This window comes from Thalassospira sp. CA1 (assembly GCF_059052855.1).
The window spans coordinates 65296-81933 of sequence record NZ_JBZCIA010000008.1 but is presented as its reverse complement, the minus strand read 5'-3'; the positions used below and the strand labels follow the sequence as shown (position 1 = coordinate 81933).

Genomic DNA, 16638 nt, shown 5'->3' with positions numbered 1-16638 from the left:
TGCACCGCCACGTTTGCCGGGTGATTACATCAAAAGCGCTTCGTGGATCGGATGATCCGGACCATAGCGATCATTAAGCAGTTTGATCAGTTCCCGTGAAAAGCCCTTGCCAGCATCAAGCAGCGACCGCAATTCCGTATCATTGCGATCGTGCGGACCAACACCATCAAGGCGCGCGCGCACTTCCGGATCGGAAAGTTCGCGCAGGAAACGGTCATAAAGTTCCAGTGCCGGCAGGCTTTTTTCACCAAACACGGTTTGCAGGCGTGTGATCGGTGGCAGCTGTAAAAGTTCGGACAATTTTTCGCGTTTGCCGGCATAATCCCGGCCTGCGGTTTCAGCTGCTGCGATAATGCCGCCGAAATAAAGCATCTTGCGCGAGAAAACCAGTTTCAGCCGCCGAGGTGCCCAGGCCTTGCTGGCATCGCCTTCACGGGTCTTGATTTCAAAATCGACGCTGATGGTGCGGTAATAGCGGATCACGTCATTGACCAGAAAACGCGCGATGGAATCACGGGTAACCGAACTGGTGACGTAATTGGCGATCAGGTCGTCAAAAAACTTGCGCTTGCCCGCCTCGTTATACAGCCACTCACATTCGAGCAGGAACAACAGCCGACGCGTGGTGATCGAGTTGGTATCGCCATCAAGCCCGATGCGATTAACCAGTTCCTCGGCCGTGATATAGGACGAAAACGGGCCGTTTACCGCCGGTTTCTTGGTCACCATCTTGCCAAGGATGTCGGCGACCTGCTGGTGCGGGGCCTGACTGCGTTCGGCTTCGCGGCCAATGATGAAGTAATCCAGATCGGATTGATCGGATGCTTCATGCCGCCCATAGGACCCGGTCACCACCACGCAAAATGTATCGCCCGACAGGCTTTTACCCAATGCATCGCGCATCTCGGCCAGACGGGTGGCCGAGTAGTGCTGATTGGTTGCGATGGTTTGCGGTAACAAGATCGGGACAGCCTCTTGGTGCGACTCGTTGATATCCGAGTATCTGCCTAATGGTTAAAGATTAAAACCACGTTTAACTGATATGGCACTGTCCAATTAAGCTGATTGACAGTTTTGTGGGCGCGGCAGATATTTTTCGCGCTTGTTCAATATCTTGAACCTTCTGCACCACCCTTGACCACGAAAGTTTTCCCATCATGGACATTTCCGATCTGCCGTTCGGTACAACCGACTGGTCTGCGATTGAACCGACCGAACACGCCGGTGAAACCGGCATGGCGACCTGGCGTACCCGCCACTTTGGCCCGATCCGTGTGCGGATGGTGCAATATACCCCCGGGTATCTGGCAGATCACTGGTGTTCCAAGGGGCACATTTTATTGTGTCTTGAAGGCGAACTGGTGACCGAGCTTGAGGATGGCCGGACCTATGTTCTGAAACCGGGTATGAGCTATCAGGTGGCAGACAACGCAGAGGCCCATCGTTCCTCAACCGAAACCGGCGCGACCCTTTTTGTCGTTGATTAAAAAGGTTCTGCCTTAATCAAACAGGCTGGCGGCGGCGGCTTGCTGGGCCGGATCGGTCAGGCTGCCGACACGCCGCAGGAAGGAATGCTTTTCCTCGTAATAGCGTTTGGACAGATCGGCAAAGCAGCGCACCTCGACATCGGTATTGATGTGAAATTCACGCCGCGGCACCTTGGCTTCGTGCAGGTCAAAGCTGCTGGCAGATGCGCTGAGTTGATGATCGACAACATCGGCAACGCCATCAAGCTCGATCCGGTTTTTGAGACTATGCAGGAACTTCTTGAACGGCGGGTGGCTGTTCAAGAACGCCTTTTCGGTCAGCAGGAAGTCATCGGCGGCAAAGTCCGGCGCATTCTTGACAACAAATTCGCGGCACAGATGGTCGGTGGCAAAGCACATCGGACCAAAGATGAAATTGCGATAGATGTCTTCTTTCAACTGCCAGAATTTATCGAGACGTTTCAGCGAATCTGCATCGAGTTTTACTGCCGCCTCAAGCAACAGGCGCGGATGGCAATGCACATGGTTGGGATGGACATACGTCTTGGTGCGGCTAATGCCCTCAAGCGTGTCGATATTCACCGGGCCGGAAAACAGCGCCGCATGCGGATGATCGGACTTCTTGGACAAAAGCGCGATCACTTCATCCGGGTCCACACCATGTTTGACCAGCAGATGATTAACCGACAGATCAAGATCCACCTCGCCGGTGATGATCTGGTTGGTCAATTGATGGTGGTTGCGGTTAAACCGCCTTGCAAATTCCGGTTCCAGCGTATGGGAAAACGGGCCATGGCCGATATCATGCAACAGGGCGGCGGCACCCAAAAGGTCGCAATCGGCCTCCGATAGCCCCATCAAGCGGCAATAGCGTTGCGACAGCAATGCGACGCCAATCGTGTGGTCATAGCGCGAATGACGGATATTGGCCGGGCGTCCGTTGGGGTGGAACAGATAATCAATGGCACCGAGAAACGAGATTTCGCGCAACCGTTCAAAGGCGGGGGAGGCGATCAGTTTCTTGTGCAAGGGCCGGTCAAACGCCGAGGCGATCTGGGCGCGTTTGAAATGATAGTTATATTGCGGCACATCGCGAAACAGCAGTTCCCATTCGGCGATGTCATCGGCATTGAAATTGGTATCAAACAGATCGCCAATTTCGGGTGCCGGTTTTGCCGCCGCCTTGAGCACGGCAGAGTCCTTTTGTGGCGCGGCCTGCTTGGGCTCTGCGCGCTGGGCAAAAAGGTCTAGCTGCGGTTTTGGGCTCATTTTAGGAATGGTTGATGCGCTCAGTTGAGAATGTGTGTCCCGCAGACATAAACGGAATCACTGGCCATGTGAATGAGTTTTGACCCGAAGATTTCGCCATGAAATACGCCACCAGACAAGCCTGTTGCCGTAATGATGTGAAACGGTGGTAAAAGCACGGCGTTTTCACCATAATAATAGCTCATAAACACAAACGGTTAACAACACGTGACACGGCGAGCATCCGAACAGGCATCCACACAGCTTTGCGCAGGCAAAAAGACAGTGGCGATCATGCGCAGACTGTCTGATTTGGCGCGCCCGGCCTTCTGGCGCGGCGCGGGCGCGATGGTTGCCACGTTTGGTCTGTCAGTAACTGTGCAGGCCCAGGAAAAATTTCGCCTCAATACCACAACCAATGCAGCGGAAGGCGCGACTCCCGCAGCGGCCCAGGCCGATGGCATTGGCGCGACGATTTTCGGAAGCCTGGCGGGTCTGAGTGACCGCGACTGGCTGGTGGTTGGCTTGGCTGCCGTTGGTGGCGCGGCGATTGCCGGTTGGGTCGGTTGGCGGCTGTCTCTGCGCATGCGTCGTCACCTCGAGGAAGTCGAAGATCACGAACACGAACTGGCTGGCGAGACAGAGCTTTTCACACAGCTTTTATTTGCCGGACCTGACCCGGTTTACTATTGGAGCCGCCATGGCTTTGCCGAGGGGGCCAGTCCATCCCTTAAGCGCGCCTTCCAACTGGGTCAGGATGGACGCTTTCCCGATCTGCTGGATCTGTTGCGCGATGAAGATGCCGCAGCACTCAAGGAACGGGTGCGCAACCTGAAAACCGGGCATGACCGGTTCGAGCTGTGGATCACCACCGTCGATGAGCGCAAATTCCACGTGACCGGCATGGCCGCGCGCAAGGACCGGTCATCGGACGTTCTGGCGCATGGTTTGTGGTTCCGCGATGAAACCCGCCATTCGCGCGAACGCGAAAACCAGTTTGGCGATTTTCAGCTGCTTAAACATGAAGTATCGGGCCTGCGGCAGTTGCTTGATAGCCTGCCCTTCCCGGTCTGGCGCCGCGATAGCGAACTGCGCCTGATTGATTGCAACATCGCCTATGCCGATGCGGTCGAATACCAAACGATTGAGGATGCCCTGGCGGCACAGGCCGAAATTGGTGCGGGGGTGATCCCCGATCACGGGCGGTCGCTGGCGGCATCGGTTCAGCGCAATAATGAAAGCCTGACCCGCGATTTCCATGTTGTTATTCGGGGCGACCGCAAATTGCTGCGCATTACCGAAATGCCGGGCGGGGCGGCGGACGAGCCCGACGGCCTGATCGGTTTTGCGATTGATTGCACCCCGGTCGAAGAATTGCAGTCCGATCTGTCGCGCCATATCCGCGCCCATGCCGAGGTGCTTGAAAACCTGGGTACGGCGATTGCGGTTTATGGCGGCGACAAGGGGCTTATTTTCTTTAACACCGCGTTTACCAAGCTTTGGGATCTTGATGATGAATGGCTCTGGACCGAGCCGACCCATGATGATGTTTTGCGGCGTCTGCGCGATGAACGCAAATTGCCCGAAGTCACCGATTTCGCCCAGTTCCGCAATACCGAGAACCAGCGTTTCACGGACCTTCTGAAACCCGAAGAAGACCTGATGCATCTGCCAAATGGCATGACGTTGCGTCGTTTTATCTCGCCCCATCCGTTTGGCGGGCTGATGTTTGTTTATGAAGATGTCACCGACAAGCTGGTTCTGGAAAGTTCGTATAACACCCTGATCGCGGTTCAGCGCGAAACGCTTGAAAGCCTGCATGAGGCGGTCGGCGTGATCAGTGGCGATGGGCGGTTGCGGCTTTATAACCATGGCTTTGCCGATCTTTGGGGCCTTGAAAGCACCTTCCTTGATGTCGCGCCGCATCTGGGCGATGTGGTCGAGAAATCCAAGGATTACTGGCGCGAACGCGATGACTGGGAAAAGTTCAAAAACCGCATGGTCGCGCGGATCACCAACCATGAACCGATGAATGGCCGGTTGGAACGCGCCGATAATTCGATTGTTGATTTTGCCATTGTGCCGCTGCCCGACGGGGCGGTGATGATGTCCTATATTGATGTGACGGATACCATCCGGGTCGAACGTGCGCTGCGTGAACGCAACGAGGCACTGCGCACCGCCGACCAGATGAAGTCGGACTTCATTTCCACCGTATCGCGCGAACTGACCAAGCCGCTCGATCACATCAATGGCGAGTCTGATCGATTGATCCCGCACCTGACCGGCAATGTAGCACGCTCGGTTGAAACCATCCGGACCGAGGCGCAGAGCATGCTGGCGCTGGTTGATGACATGCGCGATCTGGCAACCCTTGGGTCGGGGCAGGTAGCACTTGAACTTGATACGGTTGATCCAAGACGTTTGCTGCGCTCACTCGAAGCACTGACACGGGCGCGTTTGGCCGAACTTAACGTCTCGCTGCGCCTTTATTGTTCGCGCCAGATTGGCTGGATGGTGGCCGATGAACGCCGCCTGAAACAGGCCTTGTTCATTCTGGTGACCAACGTGCTGCGCACAGCACCCGAAGGCAGCGAAGTTTCCGTGGTCGCAAAGCGCAGTGGCGAGGATATCGAAATCTCGATATCTCTGTCGGACGAAGCCCCGCAACCGATGCTGTTTGAGGGCCTGCGCGATGGCGAGTCCCCGTCGGCCCGCAGGGCCCTTGGCATGGCGATGGTCCGCGCGGTGGTCGAAATCCATGGTGGACGTGTGAAGATCAGCCGCGATGGTCGCAAGATCGCCTGTATCCTGCCCGCGGGTGAAGAAAGCGATCTCGGCTAAGGCCACATACCCGTCAAACAAATACGAAAAAGGCGCCGATTGGCGCCTTTTGCTTTGCTGGGGTGATCATGATTGATCAGACCGTAAACGGCACGTCCTTGCCGGCAACATACGCATCGATGTTATCAAGTGCGCGGAAGCCCATGGCGTTGCGGGTTTCAACAGTCGCCGATCCCAGATGCGGCAGCAGGAAAGTATTGGCAAGGTCGCGATAGGCCGGTTCGATATTCGGCTCCCCGGCAAATACATCGAGGCCCGCCGCGGTGAGTTTGCCCGATTTCAGGGCGGCAATCAGGTCCTGATCATTGACGACATCGCCGCGCGCGGTGTTCACGATGATCGCACCGTCGGGCAGCTTGGCAATGAAGTCTTGATTGACCATGCCGCGTGTTTCGGGCGTTGACGGGCAATGCAGCGACAGGAAATCACAATGGGGCAAAAGGCCCTCGATACTGTCGTGATAGGTCGCCCCCATTTCCTGGTCGGCGGGCAATTGGCGGCGGTTGTAATAATGGATATCCATGTCAAACCCGCGTGCGCGTTTGGCAACCGCCTGACCAATGCGGCCCATGCCAACGATGCCCAGTTTCTTGCCTGTGACTTGTGTGCCCATCAGATGGGTCGGACGCCAGCTTGACCAGGTGGCGTTGCGGACTTCGGCCTCCCCCTCGCTGGCACGACGTGCGGCCCCAAGGATCAAAAGCCAGGCAATATCGGCGGTGGCATCGGTCAGAACCCCCGGGGTATTGCCAATGATCACGCCCTTTTTCCTGGCGGCTGCCAGATCAATATGATCGGTCCCGACCGAGAAGGTGGCGATGATTTTCACACTGTCGGAAAGATGATCGAAAAATTCGGCATCAATCGGATCGCCCACCGAAACAAGAGCCGCATCCGCGCCATGACACAGGGCCAGGATTTCAGCCCGGGTCAGGGGATCGTCATCTTCCTGGGTGCGGATGTCGTAACTTTCAGCCGCACGCTTGGCGACGGCATCGGGCAATCGGCGGGTGACGGCAAGAACAGGTTTCATGATGGGTTTCTCCCTGAAGCGATTTTGTTTTTAAGTTTTCAATTGTTCTAGAATAGCTGCCCGACGGCCAGACGGATACCGATTGATGTGATCACCAGCGACAACAGGAAGTCGGCCAGAACAATGGTGCTTGCCGTCGGGATCGGGACCGACAGGGTCAGCTTGGCGATATAGACGCCATACACCAACGTTGCGATCACCGCGATAAAGACAAAGCCACCAGCACCCAGCGACGGGAACAACACCCCCAGCATCAAGGCCGCCAGATACAGCCCCATCTGTAACACACTTGCCCAGTTATAGACCGTGATAAACGCGATATAGCGTTCGGCACGGCCCAGCATCGGGATGACATGGAACATGATCAGCGGAAAGGCGACCCATTTGATGACATAGGCAATGACTTCGACCAGCATGTAACGCATTGCCGGGAAGTCGTCCGGCGCATCAAAAATATCGTTCCAGCGCAACATCGCAAAGGCCGGAAACACAATCACTGCCGCCAGAAACGAACGCCAGAATCCCTCGATCGAAAAATTAAAAAAGCCAAGACCCTGGGTATCGCCACGGGCAAGACGCCATGTGCCGTAAAGGGCGCGCAGGGTTTCGCTGGATGTACTCATCTGGGGCAATTTTCCGGATTTTGGGGCAAATCTGATCCTGATTGTCTAGCAGCCTGCCAGACCGAGGGAAACAGCTTATCGCTGATTGCCCGTCCTTCACAAGGTGGGGTTGCCAAACGTCTTTTTCTTGCACGGGTCATCGGGCCCTTGAGACGGCAAAACGAGGTGGCGGGATCAGGATGACGGACAATACGGACGAAGAATATGCGTTGCGCTTGTCCTATCTTGAAAAAACCGATCCCAACTCGCTGGCGGTCGCGCGGCTTTATCTTGAAATGGCCAGCAACCACAGGCCCGATCAGCGCGAAGAAGCATTGGCGCTGTTTGATGCCGCCGATGCGATTTTCGCGCTGCATTTGCCGACGGCCCGTGATGCGGCGGTGGCGGGGCTGGCGCTAAGCCTTAATAACCGGGCCGCGCTTGAGATTGAGGCCGGTGAATGGGACTGGGCGGTGGATGCTGCCTGTCAGGCCGTCGAACTGCGCCAGGATCGCTTGCGCAATTGCGTCGGGCGCAAGGATGACAAGGAACGGCTGGATCTTGGCTATTCATTGGCCGCGCTTGTTCTGGCCCTGCAAGGGGCGGGCAAGCTTGATCTGGCGCGCGATGCGGCCTGCGATGCGGTCAAAGTGCTGGGCGCCTTTGCCGGGATGCGCAATCAGGATGCGTTTGTCCTTTTGACCAAGCTGATCTGTATCTATGCCGATCTGTGCAACCGGACGGGTCAGTTGCCCGATGCCAATGTTTTGTTGCCGCTGGCCAAGGCGTTTTACTCTGCGCGCGGCAAGTCCTGAGCAAAGAAAAACGGCCACAGGGAAGTTTCCCTGTGGCCGTTTCAATTCATGGATTGATTGATCAGCGGGTGCTTGCCACCGACCAGGTCAATGTCACTTCACCATTTGCCGGAACTTCGATGTCCCAGCTGATCTGGCCGGGTTGGTCGCGTTCGTGCTTGTGGCTTTCGGCTGTCACTTTCCAATCCGTTGGCAGGTCTTCCCGGACGGTGACAGTTTCGACGCGGTCACTGGTATTGCGGATGGTCCATTTCAGATCGGCCTTAATCGCGTCTGGCAGGTTCGGGCGCGCCTTGCGGTCAAACGAGGTAACATTTCGCGTGCCGTTCAGGTCGCTGGCCTTGCCCAGACGAAGCGTCGCATCACGGCCAACCGGAGTCAGCGAAATCATGTCTTCGGAAAGATAGCCGGTATCGCCTGCCGGGGTTTGGGCATAGATGCGCACAATGCCATCCGGCCACGGGCTTTTGGCGTCTTTGCCGCCTTCGTTGGTGATGTCGATTTCAAGATCCGGACGGACGAAATCGTTGGTGTCATTTTGCGCAATGTTATAGACGCTGCTTGATGCCTGGAAGATTGCATGGCGTTTGACCGGCAGGACCTGTGGATCAAGCAGCGGTAAAATCACCGTATCGCCATCCTGCATCGAAAGGCCGTCAAACGGGCCGTAAACATGCAGGTTTTCAAAACTTGCCCGGTCCGGCGCGCCAGCAGAAGGTGCAGCGCCATCGGCCATCGCCGACATCATCATTTCGGTGCGTGCGGCCTTGGCCATCGGGGGCTGCTGCACCCGGTTGGGGTCACCGGCGACCAGACGCAGGGACGCATTGTCATAATCGCTGCCTGATCCGTTCATGACCTTGGCGATTGCTGTCAGTTTCAGGCTGTTTTCTGCACGGTCATAATAGGCGGTATAGGACGTGTTCCAACCGATCCCGCCCAGAAGATAGGCCATCGATACGTGATCAAGCGCGCTACCGGTCGCGATATCCGCATCAAGGGTCGGGCTGGTGGTAAAACCATCGGGCAGTTCGGAAACAATCACCTGATCAAGCGGCACCTGTTCCAAACCTGCATCGGTTTCAATCAGGGCAACATGGCTTATCGCGACAAGGGTTCCTTCAATCAGGTCGTCGTCCCGGCGAATGGTGACGGTCTTGCCGATCTGATCGCGCACAAGGTCGTCGATGGCGTTTGATCCGTTGCCGCGATTGCGCAAGGACGTCCAGACAAGATCGGCATCCTTGGCAGTACCCAGCAGAAAGGAGTCATTCATGATGGTCTGGGGCAGGCCATCAATGCGAAGCGTGCTTTGGCCTGCGGGAATGGCCGCATCGCGTTTTTCGGTAATCAGCGACAGGTTGCCGGGATAAACCGTCAGCTGCAGGCTGGTGCGGTTGTCGGCTGATAGTCCAACGGACGGGCTTTGCGCGCGGGCAGGCTCAGCATCCGGTCCGAAAAATACCGCTGATCCCAACAAGGCGGCGAGTGCAAAACGATTGCGCAATGCTGCTGTCATTCCCGATCCCTTTTGTCATGATGAAGTGGGGCTATGCAATTTGCTCTGATTGCCACCTTTGCGTGAAAAGATGGCAGGATCAAGGACATGCAGGGATAATTTCAGGCAAGACGCATAAACACGTTGTGCCAACGCAGGCAAGTGTTGGCCGGCGCAATTCTATGCGCAGTAAAAGTCAGGAACTGACGAAGGAGCTTATGCTTAGCTCAGAACGTGGTGGAAGGAATATCCGCCGACCTCGGGCAGGTGATGCTGGTAGGCTGCCTGACGCGCGGTATCAATAATGATCGGCGCGCGCAGATTGACCGACATGCTCACGGGGCCGTCATCGGGCTTATGCAGGGTCACAATCAGCAACACCGCGCCGTCTTCCTTTTTGATCCCGTGAATGCCAAAGCCCTGTTCAAGGTGTTCGGGCCGGATCGTATCGCTTTCAAGATTATAGGGCGCAACGATAAAGGCCAGTTCCGGTTCGGTCAGGCATTGCATCAATAGAAACGCATTACCGCTTTCACCCGGGAAGCTGGCCAGCGCAAAGACGTTATGATCAGGAAAGCCCTTAAGCCCGGCCGGGAAGTAAATGGCCTTGTCCCAGGCGAATTCGCGTTCGCCAAACAGGGTGGTCAGTTTTACGGCGGACGGGACGGGCCCCTTGGCCGTCGGGTTTGCGCCTTTTTCGGTCGCCATCGCGTCCTCCTGCTGATCCGTTTTCATGCTGCACCAGAAATATCAAAGCACTTTGGATTGGTTTGCCGGATATTCAAGGGCTTGGCAGACCAGAAGACATTCTATTAGCAGTTTATTTAGCAGCCGTTAAAGCGGACCCCGACAGGTTCACTAAACCCTTTGACCTGAATTGTTTGCGTTTGTGCATAACGGGCAAGAAGGATCGGTCCGGCGACCGGGGCTTCCTTGCGCAGGCGGTTGGCGAATTGTTCGCTCATCACCGTATCGCTGCCAAGTTCGCGGGTTGCCTTTTCAAGGCGGGCGGCAAGGTTGACCGTCGCCCCGATGACGGCGGGTGTCACCGCCTCGCGTTGGCCGATATCCCCGACAACGGCCGGGCCGAAATTAAGTCCAACCCCGATTTCAAGCGGTTCGCCGCCATTTGCCGGGGCCCGGGCCTGCCATTCGGCGACCTGGGCGATGATTGCCTGTGCGGCACAAAATGCATTGGACGCCGGGTTTTCAAGATCGTCGAAGGCCGCGAAACTCGCCATCACCGCATCACCGATATATTTTTCAACAATGCCGCCATAGGCACCAATTTGCGATGTTGCGATGTGATGGAACTGGTTGAGGAACCGCATGACTTCCTGCGGATCGCGTTTCTCGGCAAAGCGTGAAAAGCCAATAACATCGGCAAACAGAATAACGCATTCGCGGCGTTCACCCACACGGATCGGTTCATCACGATCGGCCAACTGATCGGCAAGGGCGGTCGGGAAATATCGTGCCAGATTGCCATGCGCGCGCTCGGACGCGGCGGACTGGTTGATAAGGACCCGCAAACGCGAAACCATCACTGCACAGGCCAATGTAAAGACGATGACAATGATCACCTGTTCGGCAAGGGCCGAGATATCGACAAATTCCGGCAGGTTATAGGTATCGATGATTTCTTGCTGGCTGGGGTTCCATTCATCGCCGAAATGCTGGGAAACGATCACACCGGGCCGGGTCATCAGCCACCAGATCGCCCCACACCATGACGCAAACAGCCAGAAGCCGAACCACAGGATCAGGCGCGGCGAAAAGGTCATGATGATGATTGCCATCATGATCATCGAAAAGACCACGCCACGGTCACGCACGACAAAGCCATACAGCCATGCCGGATGATCCAGCAACGGATTAAGCGGATCGGGCACAACCGAGACATAGACAATCAGAACGGCATCAATCACCGCCAGCAGATAGATCATCCAGTATGATTTACCGCCCCGAAAGGCGACGAAAAGCTGAACGAACACGCCGGGAATGAACCAGCCGAGAACCTCAAGCAATGTGTAAAGCTTGCCGGTTGGCGAATCAGGTTTGCTAAACAAAAGCAGGATGAACGCCAGAAGGCAGATGCGTAAGAAGGCAACAAGGATCAGCCCGCGCTTTTCTTCGCGGGCGACAAGGCGTTCAAAAATTGACTCGGAAGGCTCAGTTTTTGACGGCATCAGCAAGAAGTTGTTTCAGCCCTTCGCTGTCCTTGACGACCAGTCGACCATCACGGCGCGTGATCATCCCCTGTTTTTCAAGTTCGCGCAGCTTCTTGTTCACCGCTTCACGGGTCACACCCAGCATCAGGCCCAATTCCTGCTGCGACAGCGGAAGGGCAATGCGAATGCCTTCCGGGTCCGGGCCGCCATGACGTTCAGCCAGCCACAAGATACGCTTGATCAGACGTGCGGTCAGATCAAGGAAGTTGGCATCTTCAAGCAGGTCACTGACCCAACGCAGGCGACGGCACAAAAGGGCGGTGATGTGACGGCGCAGCGGGGCTTCGCGGTCAAAGATTTCAAAGAAGTCATCGCGCGAAATGAAAAGTGTCCGGGTCGGGCCAACCGCCCGTGCGGTCGCCGTGCGCGGTTCACCATCCAGCAATGCGATCTCGCCAAATACCGCACCGGGCGCCAGAACGTTAAGCACGATTTCCTTGCCGGTTTCCGAAACCGATGAAATGCGAACCTTGCCGGCCTCGACCGCATAAAGCCCGTCTGCCGGTGCGCCCTTTTCAAACAGCAACTGACCATCATCGAACCGGCGCACAGTCGCCTGGTTTGACAGTTGCTCCAACAGTTCGGGGTCCAGATCCTCAAACAGGAAGCTGCCTGCCAGAATGCGCGAAGCAATCTTCGCAAGTTGCGGTGATTTTGGGCCGGTTACACTGTTCACGGGGTTCACTTTGAAAATGGTTTCGTTTCAGCGGGCGAATCGCAGAATTCGAATGCCAAAGTAGCACAAATATCCTGCTTTACAGCAAGCTGTTTTGCAATTGGCATCTGGCCATTGCATCTGTTGCCAAGTCACTGGAATGCTTGTGATGCGACAAGGTTTTTTGATGTCACTGGTTTGAAATTCAGACAGCTCTCCCCCAAGCTTATAGATGTTAAAGCATCGCTTTTTGGCAGGAATTTGACGGGGAAATCGGGATTGGTCGCAGAAAACGGCAACGATCCGAATGGGTCCGAAGGCCTTATTTTACGCGGCTTACAGGTAAAATATAGAACATTTGACAAAATCTCCTATGTTTTTTAAATTATCCTAATTCCGAACAGGGACCGCCCAAGAACAAGAGTGTCAAAAGCAACCACGGTCCGCGGATGTCGTTTTATATCGGGAGGAAGAAATGAAGATGATTTCCAAAGGTGCCTTGTTTGGCGCCGCTTCAATGGTCGCCGCGTCATTTGGTTTTAATGCGCAGGCAGCCGACGTGACCCTGAACTTTGCCCATGTTGACCCGGCAGAGTGGACCACCTCGAAAAAAGGTGCAGCGTCACAGGTCTTTAAAAACATTGTCGAAGCAGAATCGGCTGGCCGTATTGAGGTCGCTCTGTTCCCGGCCGGTGCGCTGGGCGGTGAAACCGATCTGCTGCAGAATACCCAGGACGGTACGCTTGCCATGTCGATGGTATCGGGTCCGTTCTCCAAGGTCTGCCCTGAGGCAGCCGTTCTTGATATCCCTTATGTTTTCCCGAATGCCAACGTTGCCTGGAACGTTCTGGATGGTGATTTCGGCAAGGAACTTGCCGCGCACTGCCTGGAAAAAACCGGTCTGCGTACGCTGGCCTATGGTGAAACCGGTTTCCGTAACTTCACCAACTCCCAGCGCGCAATTTCCGAGCCCAAAGACATGGAAGGCTTGAAAATTCGCGTCATGACCGTTCCGCTGTTCGTGGAAATGGTCAAGGCACTTGGTGGCGAACCGACCCCGATTCCGTGGCCGGAAGTTCCGACCGCACTGACCACTGGCACGGTGGACGGTCAGGAAAACCCGATCAGCGTGATCTATGCCAACAAGTTCTATGAAATGCAGAAATACCTGACGCTTGACCGTCACGTATATGGCACCGACTTCATCGTGATCAACGAAGCAATCTATCAGAACCTTTCCGAGGCTGATCAGGCACTTCTGCGTCGCGCAGCCGGTGTTGCATCGAACGTTGGCCGTGCGGTTCAGCAGTTCAACTCTGCCGAAGGCGTTGCCAAACTGGCAGAGGAAGGCATGGAAGTAACCACGCCGACCGCCGAACAGCTCAAGATGTTCCGTGATGCCGCTCAGCCGGCAGTCATCGAATGGCTTTCGGGCGAAATCGATGCTGCATGGATCGAAAAACTGCAAACTGCCGTTTCCGAAGCAGAAGCTTCAATGTAATCGGTGTTTGGTGGGTCGGGTGCTCCTCCTTGCACCTGACCTGCCCTTTTTTCCCGCCACCGTGCTTATAAAAGCATAATAATTTTCAGAGCGATCCGGGGGAACCCATGCAACGCACCGAGAATGCTTACAAGCGTTTGCTCGCCGGACTTTCGGGATTAAGTATCCTAATTGTTTTTGGTGTCGTTTTTGCCGGCAGTGTCAGCCGATATCTGTTTTCTTCCCCGCTGCAATGGAGCGAAGAAATCGCGAAATACGCGATGATCTATGGCTGCATGTTCGGTGTGGCCTATGCCTATCTGCAGGGTACCCAGATCACTTTCAGCATTGTTGTTGATACCATTCCCGCACGCATCCGCCGCAAGCTCGCAATCATTGTTGATGCCGCGACGCTGGTGCTGGGTGGTATTCTTGCCTATGCAGGCTATGTGTTTGCCGCCAAGCGCGGCGGCATTGTTGCCTCGGGCATTGGCATTCAGATGTATTGGGCGCAAATCGCCATCACCGTTGGTGGTGTTTGTCTGGTGATTGCCGCCATTTTGCGCCTTGCATCTTGTCTGAATAAGAATTCCACCGGGGGTGAAGCATGATTACCGGCGTCACCCTTCTGGCACTGCTTGCGATCGGTGCGCCGGTTGCCTTTGCAATCGCGCTTGGCATTGTCGCCTATATCAGTACCGGCACCTTTGGCATTGATCTTCTGCCGCAGCGTATTTTTGCCGGGATGGACAGCTTTACCATTCTTGCCATTCCGCTGTTTGTTCTGGCCGGCGAGTTGATGAATGCCAGTGGCATCACATCGCGTGTGATCAATCTGGCCAATGCGCTTGTCGGCCATGCCAAGGCCGGTCTGGCCCAGGTCAATATCTGGTCCTCGGTGATCTTTGCCGGTCTTTCGGGCTCTGCGGTTGCTGATACATCCGCGATTGGCCGTATCTTTATTCCGTCGATGGAAAAGGAAGGCTATCCGTGTGATTTTGCCGCCGCCCTGACGGCCGCATCATCGGTCATCGGCCCGATCATTCCGCCCAGTATTCCGGTGATTATTTATGCGCTGATCACCACCAATGTGTCGGTGCCTGCCCTGTTCCTTGCCGGGATTGTGCCCGGTGTTTTGCTGGCGATTGCGTTGTCGGTTTATGTGCGCTTCTTTGTCAAGAACCACGCCAAGCCGCGCGAACGCATGAATATGGGCGAGAAGCTTAAGGCGATCTGGAACGGCCTTATTCCGCTGTTCATGCCGGTCTTTGTCATCGGCTCGATCCTGGCCGGGATCGTCACCCCGACCGAGGCGGCAAGCTTTGCGGTGTTTTATGCACTGGTTGTTGGCCTGTTCGTATTCCGGGAACTGAAACCGGGCGATCTGCCGGCAATTTTCGCAGGTGCGATGCGCGATTCATCAAGCATCCTGATCATCATGGCAACGGTGGCGGCGGCAAACTGGTTCATGACCTTTGCCGGTATTCCGCAAACCGTCAGCAAGTTCGTTCTGGGCTATGTCGACAGCCCGGTCACCTTCCTGATCCTGATCAACCTGATGCTTTTGGCGGTTGGTCTGGTGCTTGAAGGCATTGCTGCGATGCTGGTGCTGGTGCCGATCCTGCATCCGATCGCGATCAGCCTTGGCATTGATCCGACCCATTTCGGGATCATCGTGATCTTTAACCTGATGATTGGCCTGATTACGCCGCCGATGGGACTGTGTCTGTTTGTTGCGGATGCGATTGCGGGCGTCGGTATGGCCCGAATGATCCGCGCCATCATGCCGTTCTTTATCGTTGAACTGGCGGTGTTGCTGATCATCACCTTTGTTCCGGGCATCGTTACGTTCCTGCCCGATCTGTTTGGATTTTAGGATACCTGTCCATGTTGAAACTCGGTCTTATTGGTAAAGGCATTTCGCGGAGCCAGTCGGCACGACTGCACGTATTGCTGGGCCGTATGTGCGGTATGGATGTCACGTACGACTACCTCGACAGCGATGTGATCAAGGATTTTGACCTGATCAAGCAGCTGACCACCTGTGCGGAAACCGGCTATGCCGGGGTCAATGTGACCCATCCTTACAAAACAAGTGCGCGCAAACTGATCACCCCGCGCAAACGCCTGCCCGAAGCCTTGGGCTCGGTAAACACGGTTGTCTTCCGCGAAGATGGCTGGCGTGGGGATAACACCGACTTTGTCGGCTTTATGCGCGGCTATCAAAAACAGTTCGGCGATGCCAAGCCGGGAACCGTTTTGCAGATGGGGGCGGGCGGTGTCGGCCTTGCCACGGCGTTCGGTCTGCGCGGGCTTGGTGCGGACAAAATCCTGATCCATGACAAGGACGCCGCGCGTGGTGAAGAACTGGTGGCAACCCTTGTTGCGGCCGATGCCAATGCGGTCTTTGTCGGTGAAGATGACCTTTCTGATGCGGTGCGCGCGTCCGATGGTTTGATCAACTGCACGCCGGTTGGCATGAACCAGTATCCCGGCTGCCCGTTTGATACCGATCTGTTTGGCGGACAGAAATGGGCGTTTGATGCGGTCTATACGCCGGTGCAAACCGCCTTCCTGCGCGCTGCGGCCAAATCGGGGATCGACGTCATGACCGGCTTTGAACTCTTCTTCTTTCAGGGTATTGAAGCATTTGAAGTTTTCAGCGGGGCAGAGATTGATGCCGACGCTGCAAGGGACGAATACTTCAATGCCTATCCCGAGGCATTGACAGGCTAGGGGACCAAG

Annotated in this window: 15 protein-coding genes; 7 read left to right on the top strand and 8 right to left on the bottom strand. The window is 55.6% G+C overall.

Translation table 11 applies throughout. The features are described from left to right. Positions 1 to 24: 24 nt before the first annotated feature. Positions 25 to 960, bottom strand: a complete 936-nt coding sequence (locus AC5Q5A_RS14210) for a DUF294 nucleotidyltransferase-like domain-containing protein (RefSeq protein WP_008889061.1) — start codon at positions 958 to 960, stop codon at positions 25 to 27. 197 nt (positions 961 to 1157) lie between these two features. On the opposite strand from AC5Q5A_RS14210, the gene AC5Q5A_RS14205 reads away from it, so the two are divergent. Further along, on the top strand, positions 1158 to 1487 hold the full coding sequence (locus AC5Q5A_RS14205) for a DHCW motif cupin fold protein (protein ID WP_493895684.1): 330 nt from the start codon (positions 1158 to 1160) through the stop codon (positions 1485 to 1487). 12 nt (positions 1488 to 1499) lie between these two features. Here AC5Q5A_RS14205 and AC5Q5A_RS14200 read toward each other — a convergent pair whose 3' ends face one another. Further along, the gene (locus tag AC5Q5A_RS14200; protein WP_493895683.1) at positions 1500 to 2756 is read right to left on the bottom strand and encodes an HD domain-containing protein; all 1257 of its coding nucleotides are present in this window, start codon (positions 2754 to 2756) and stop codon (positions 1500 to 1502) included. A 273-nt stretch (positions 2757 to 3029) separates the two neighbouring features. On the opposite strand from AC5Q5A_RS14200, the gene AC5Q5A_RS14195 reads away from it, so the two are divergent. Then, positions 3030 to 5579 (top strand): sensor histidine kinase, encoded by a 2550-nt coding sequence (locus AC5Q5A_RS14195; RefSeq protein ID WP_493895682.1) that lies wholly within the window; start codon positions 3030 to 3032, stop codon positions 5577 to 5579. A 76-nt stretch (positions 5580 to 5655) separates the two neighbouring features. Here the strand turns inward: AC5Q5A_RS14195 and AC5Q5A_RS14190 are convergent, their stop codons facing one another. Together AC5Q5A_RS14190 and AC5Q5A_RS14185 are read right to left on the bottom strand one after the other, a co-directional pair. Beyond that, positions 5656 to 6612, bottom strand: a complete 957-nt coding sequence (locus tag AC5Q5A_RS14190) for a 2-hydroxyacid dehydrogenase (protein WP_493895681.1) — start codon at positions 6610 to 6612, stop codon at positions 5656 to 5658. A 47-nt stretch (positions 6613 to 6659) separates the two neighbouring features. Continuing rightward, a complete protein-coding gene (locus AC5Q5A_RS14185) occupies positions 6660 to 7235 on the bottom strand; it encodes a hypothetical protein (RefSeq protein WP_493895680.1) in 576 nt (191 codons plus the stop codon). A gap of 179 nt (positions 7236 to 7414) precedes the next feature. Here AC5Q5A_RS14185 and AC5Q5A_RS14180 point away from each other — a divergent pair, with 179 nt between their 5' ends. Further along, positions 7415 to 8029, top strand: coding sequence for a hypothetical protein (locus AC5Q5A_RS14180; RefSeq protein ID WP_338176856.1), 615 nt, complete (start codon positions 7415 to 7417; stop codon positions 8027 to 8029). A gap of 61 nt (positions 8030 to 8090) precedes the next feature. On the opposite strand, the gene AC5Q5A_RS14175 is transcribed toward AC5Q5A_RS14180, so the two are convergent. The 4 genes from AC5Q5A_RS14175 to AC5Q5A_RS14160 all read right to left on the bottom strand — a co-directional run bounded on the left by AC5Q5A_RS14175 (position 8091) and on the right by AC5Q5A_RS14160 (position 12434). Then, positions 8091 to 9548 carry a DUF4139 domain-containing protein gene (locus tag AC5Q5A_RS14175; protein ID WP_493895679.1) on the bottom strand — a complete coding sequence of 486 codons (1458 nt, stop codon included), beginning with the start codon at positions 9546 to 9548 and terminating at the stop codon, positions 8091 to 8093. A gap of 201 nt (positions 9549 to 9749) precedes the next feature. Then, positions 9750 to 10235, bottom strand: a complete 486-nt coding sequence (gene fliW, locus AC5Q5A_RS14170; protein WP_008889070.1) for a flagellar assembly protein FliW — start codon at positions 10233 to 10235, stop codon at positions 9750 to 9752. 116 nt (positions 10236 to 10351) lie between these two features. Further along, complete coding sequence (locus AC5Q5A_RS14165; protein ID WP_493895678.1) at positions 10352 to 11716, bottom strand: adenylate/guanylate cyclase domain-containing protein; 1365 nt, start codon at positions 11714 to 11716, stop codon at positions 10352 to 10354. Beyond that, positions 11700 to 12434: a Crp/Fnr family transcriptional regulator gene (locus AC5Q5A_RS14160; RefSeq protein ID WP_008889072.1), complete on the bottom strand. Its 735-nt coding sequence runs from the start codon at positions 12432 to 12434 to the stop codon at positions 11700 to 11702. The genes AC5Q5A_RS14165 and AC5Q5A_RS14160 overlap by 17 nt, the downstream gene beginning before the upstream one ends. 454 nt (positions 12435 to 12888) lie before the next feature. Here AC5Q5A_RS14160 and AC5Q5A_RS14155 point away from each other — a divergent pair, with 454 nt between their 5' ends. The 4 genes from AC5Q5A_RS14155 to AC5Q5A_RS14140 all read left to right on the top strand — a co-directional run bounded on the left by AC5Q5A_RS14155 (position 12889) and on the right by AC5Q5A_RS14140 (position 16629). Next, a complete protein-coding gene (locus tag AC5Q5A_RS14155; RefSeq protein WP_063085780.1) occupies positions 12889 to 13914 on the top strand; it encodes a DctP family TRAP transporter solute-binding subunit in 1026 nt (341 codons plus the stop codon). Between the two features lie 107 nt (positions 13915 to 14021). Next, positions 14022 to 14504 (top strand): TRAP transporter small permease, encoded by a 483-nt coding sequence (locus AC5Q5A_RS14150; RefSeq protein ID WP_008889074.1) that lies wholly within the window; start codon positions 14022 to 14024, stop codon positions 14502 to 14504. Further along, positions 14501 to 15769 (top strand): TRAP transporter large permease, encoded by a 1269-nt coding sequence (locus tag AC5Q5A_RS14145; RefSeq protein ID WP_493895677.1) that lies wholly within the window; start codon positions 14501 to 14503, stop codon positions 15767 to 15769. Before AC5Q5A_RS14150 ends, AC5Q5A_RS14145 begins: the two co-directional genes overlap by 4 nt. 11 nt (positions 15770 to 15780) lie before the next feature. Then, positions 15781 to 16629: a shikimate dehydrogenase family protein gene (locus tag AC5Q5A_RS14140; protein WP_493895676.1), complete on the top strand. Its 849-nt coding sequence runs from the start codon at positions 15781 to 15783 to the stop codon at positions 16627 to 16629. Positions 16630 to 16638 lie beyond the last annotated feature (9 nt).

Bases quoted from the DNA above. Each gene is read 5' to 3' on its own strand.
- AC5Q5A_RS14205 (WP_493895684.1), top strand. From the start codon at position 1,158: ATGGACATTTCCGATCTGCCGTTCGGTACAACCGACTGGTCTGCGATT.
- fliW (WP_008889070.1), bottom strand. From the start codon at position 10,235: ATGGCGACCGAAAAAGGCGCAAACCCGACGGCCAAGGGGCCCGTCCCG.
- AC5Q5A_RS14175 (WP_493895679.1), bottom strand. From the start codon at position 9,548: ATGACAGCAGCATTGCGCAATCGTTTTGCACTCGCCGCCTTGTTGGGA.
- AC5Q5A_RS14185 (WP_493895680.1), bottom strand. From the start codon at position 7,235: ATGAGTACATCCAGCGAAACCCTGCGCGCCCTTTACGGCACATGGCGT.
- AC5Q5A_RS14140 (WP_493895676.1), top strand. From the start codon at position 15,781: ATGTTGAAACTCGGTCTTATTGGTAAAGGCATTTCGCGGAGCCAGTCG.
- AC5Q5A_RS14180 (WP_338176856.1), top strand. From the start codon at position 7,415: ATGACGGACAATACGGACGAAGAATATGCGTTGCGCTTGTCCTATCTT.
- AC5Q5A_RS14190 (WP_493895681.1), bottom strand. From the start codon at position 6,612: ATGAAACCTGTTCTTGCCGTCACCCGCCGATTGCCCGATGCCGTCGCC.
- AC5Q5A_RS14195 (WP_493895682.1), top strand. From the start codon at position 3,030: ATGCGCAGACTGTCTGATTTGGCGCGCCCGGCCTTCTGGCGCGGCGCG.
- AC5Q5A_RS14155 (WP_063085780.1), top strand. From the start codon at position 12,889: ATGAAGATGATTTCCAAAGGTGCCTTGTTTGGCGCCGCTTCAATGGTC.
- AC5Q5A_RS14200 (WP_493895683.1), bottom strand. From the start codon at position 2,756: ATGAGCCCAAAACCGCAGCTAGACCTTTTTGCCCAGCGCGCAGAGCCC.
- AC5Q5A_RS14165 (WP_493895678.1), bottom strand. From the start codon at position 11,716: ATGCCGTCAAAAACTGAGCCTTCCGAGTCAATTTTTGAACGCCTTGTC.
- AC5Q5A_RS14145 (WP_493895677.1), top strand. From the start codon at position 14,501: ATGATTACCGGCGTCACCCTTCTGGCACTGCTTGCGATCGGTGCGCCG.
- AC5Q5A_RS14150 (WP_008889074.1), top strand. From the start codon at position 14,022: ATGCAACGCACCGAGAATGCTTACAAGCGTTTGCTCGCCGGACTTTCG.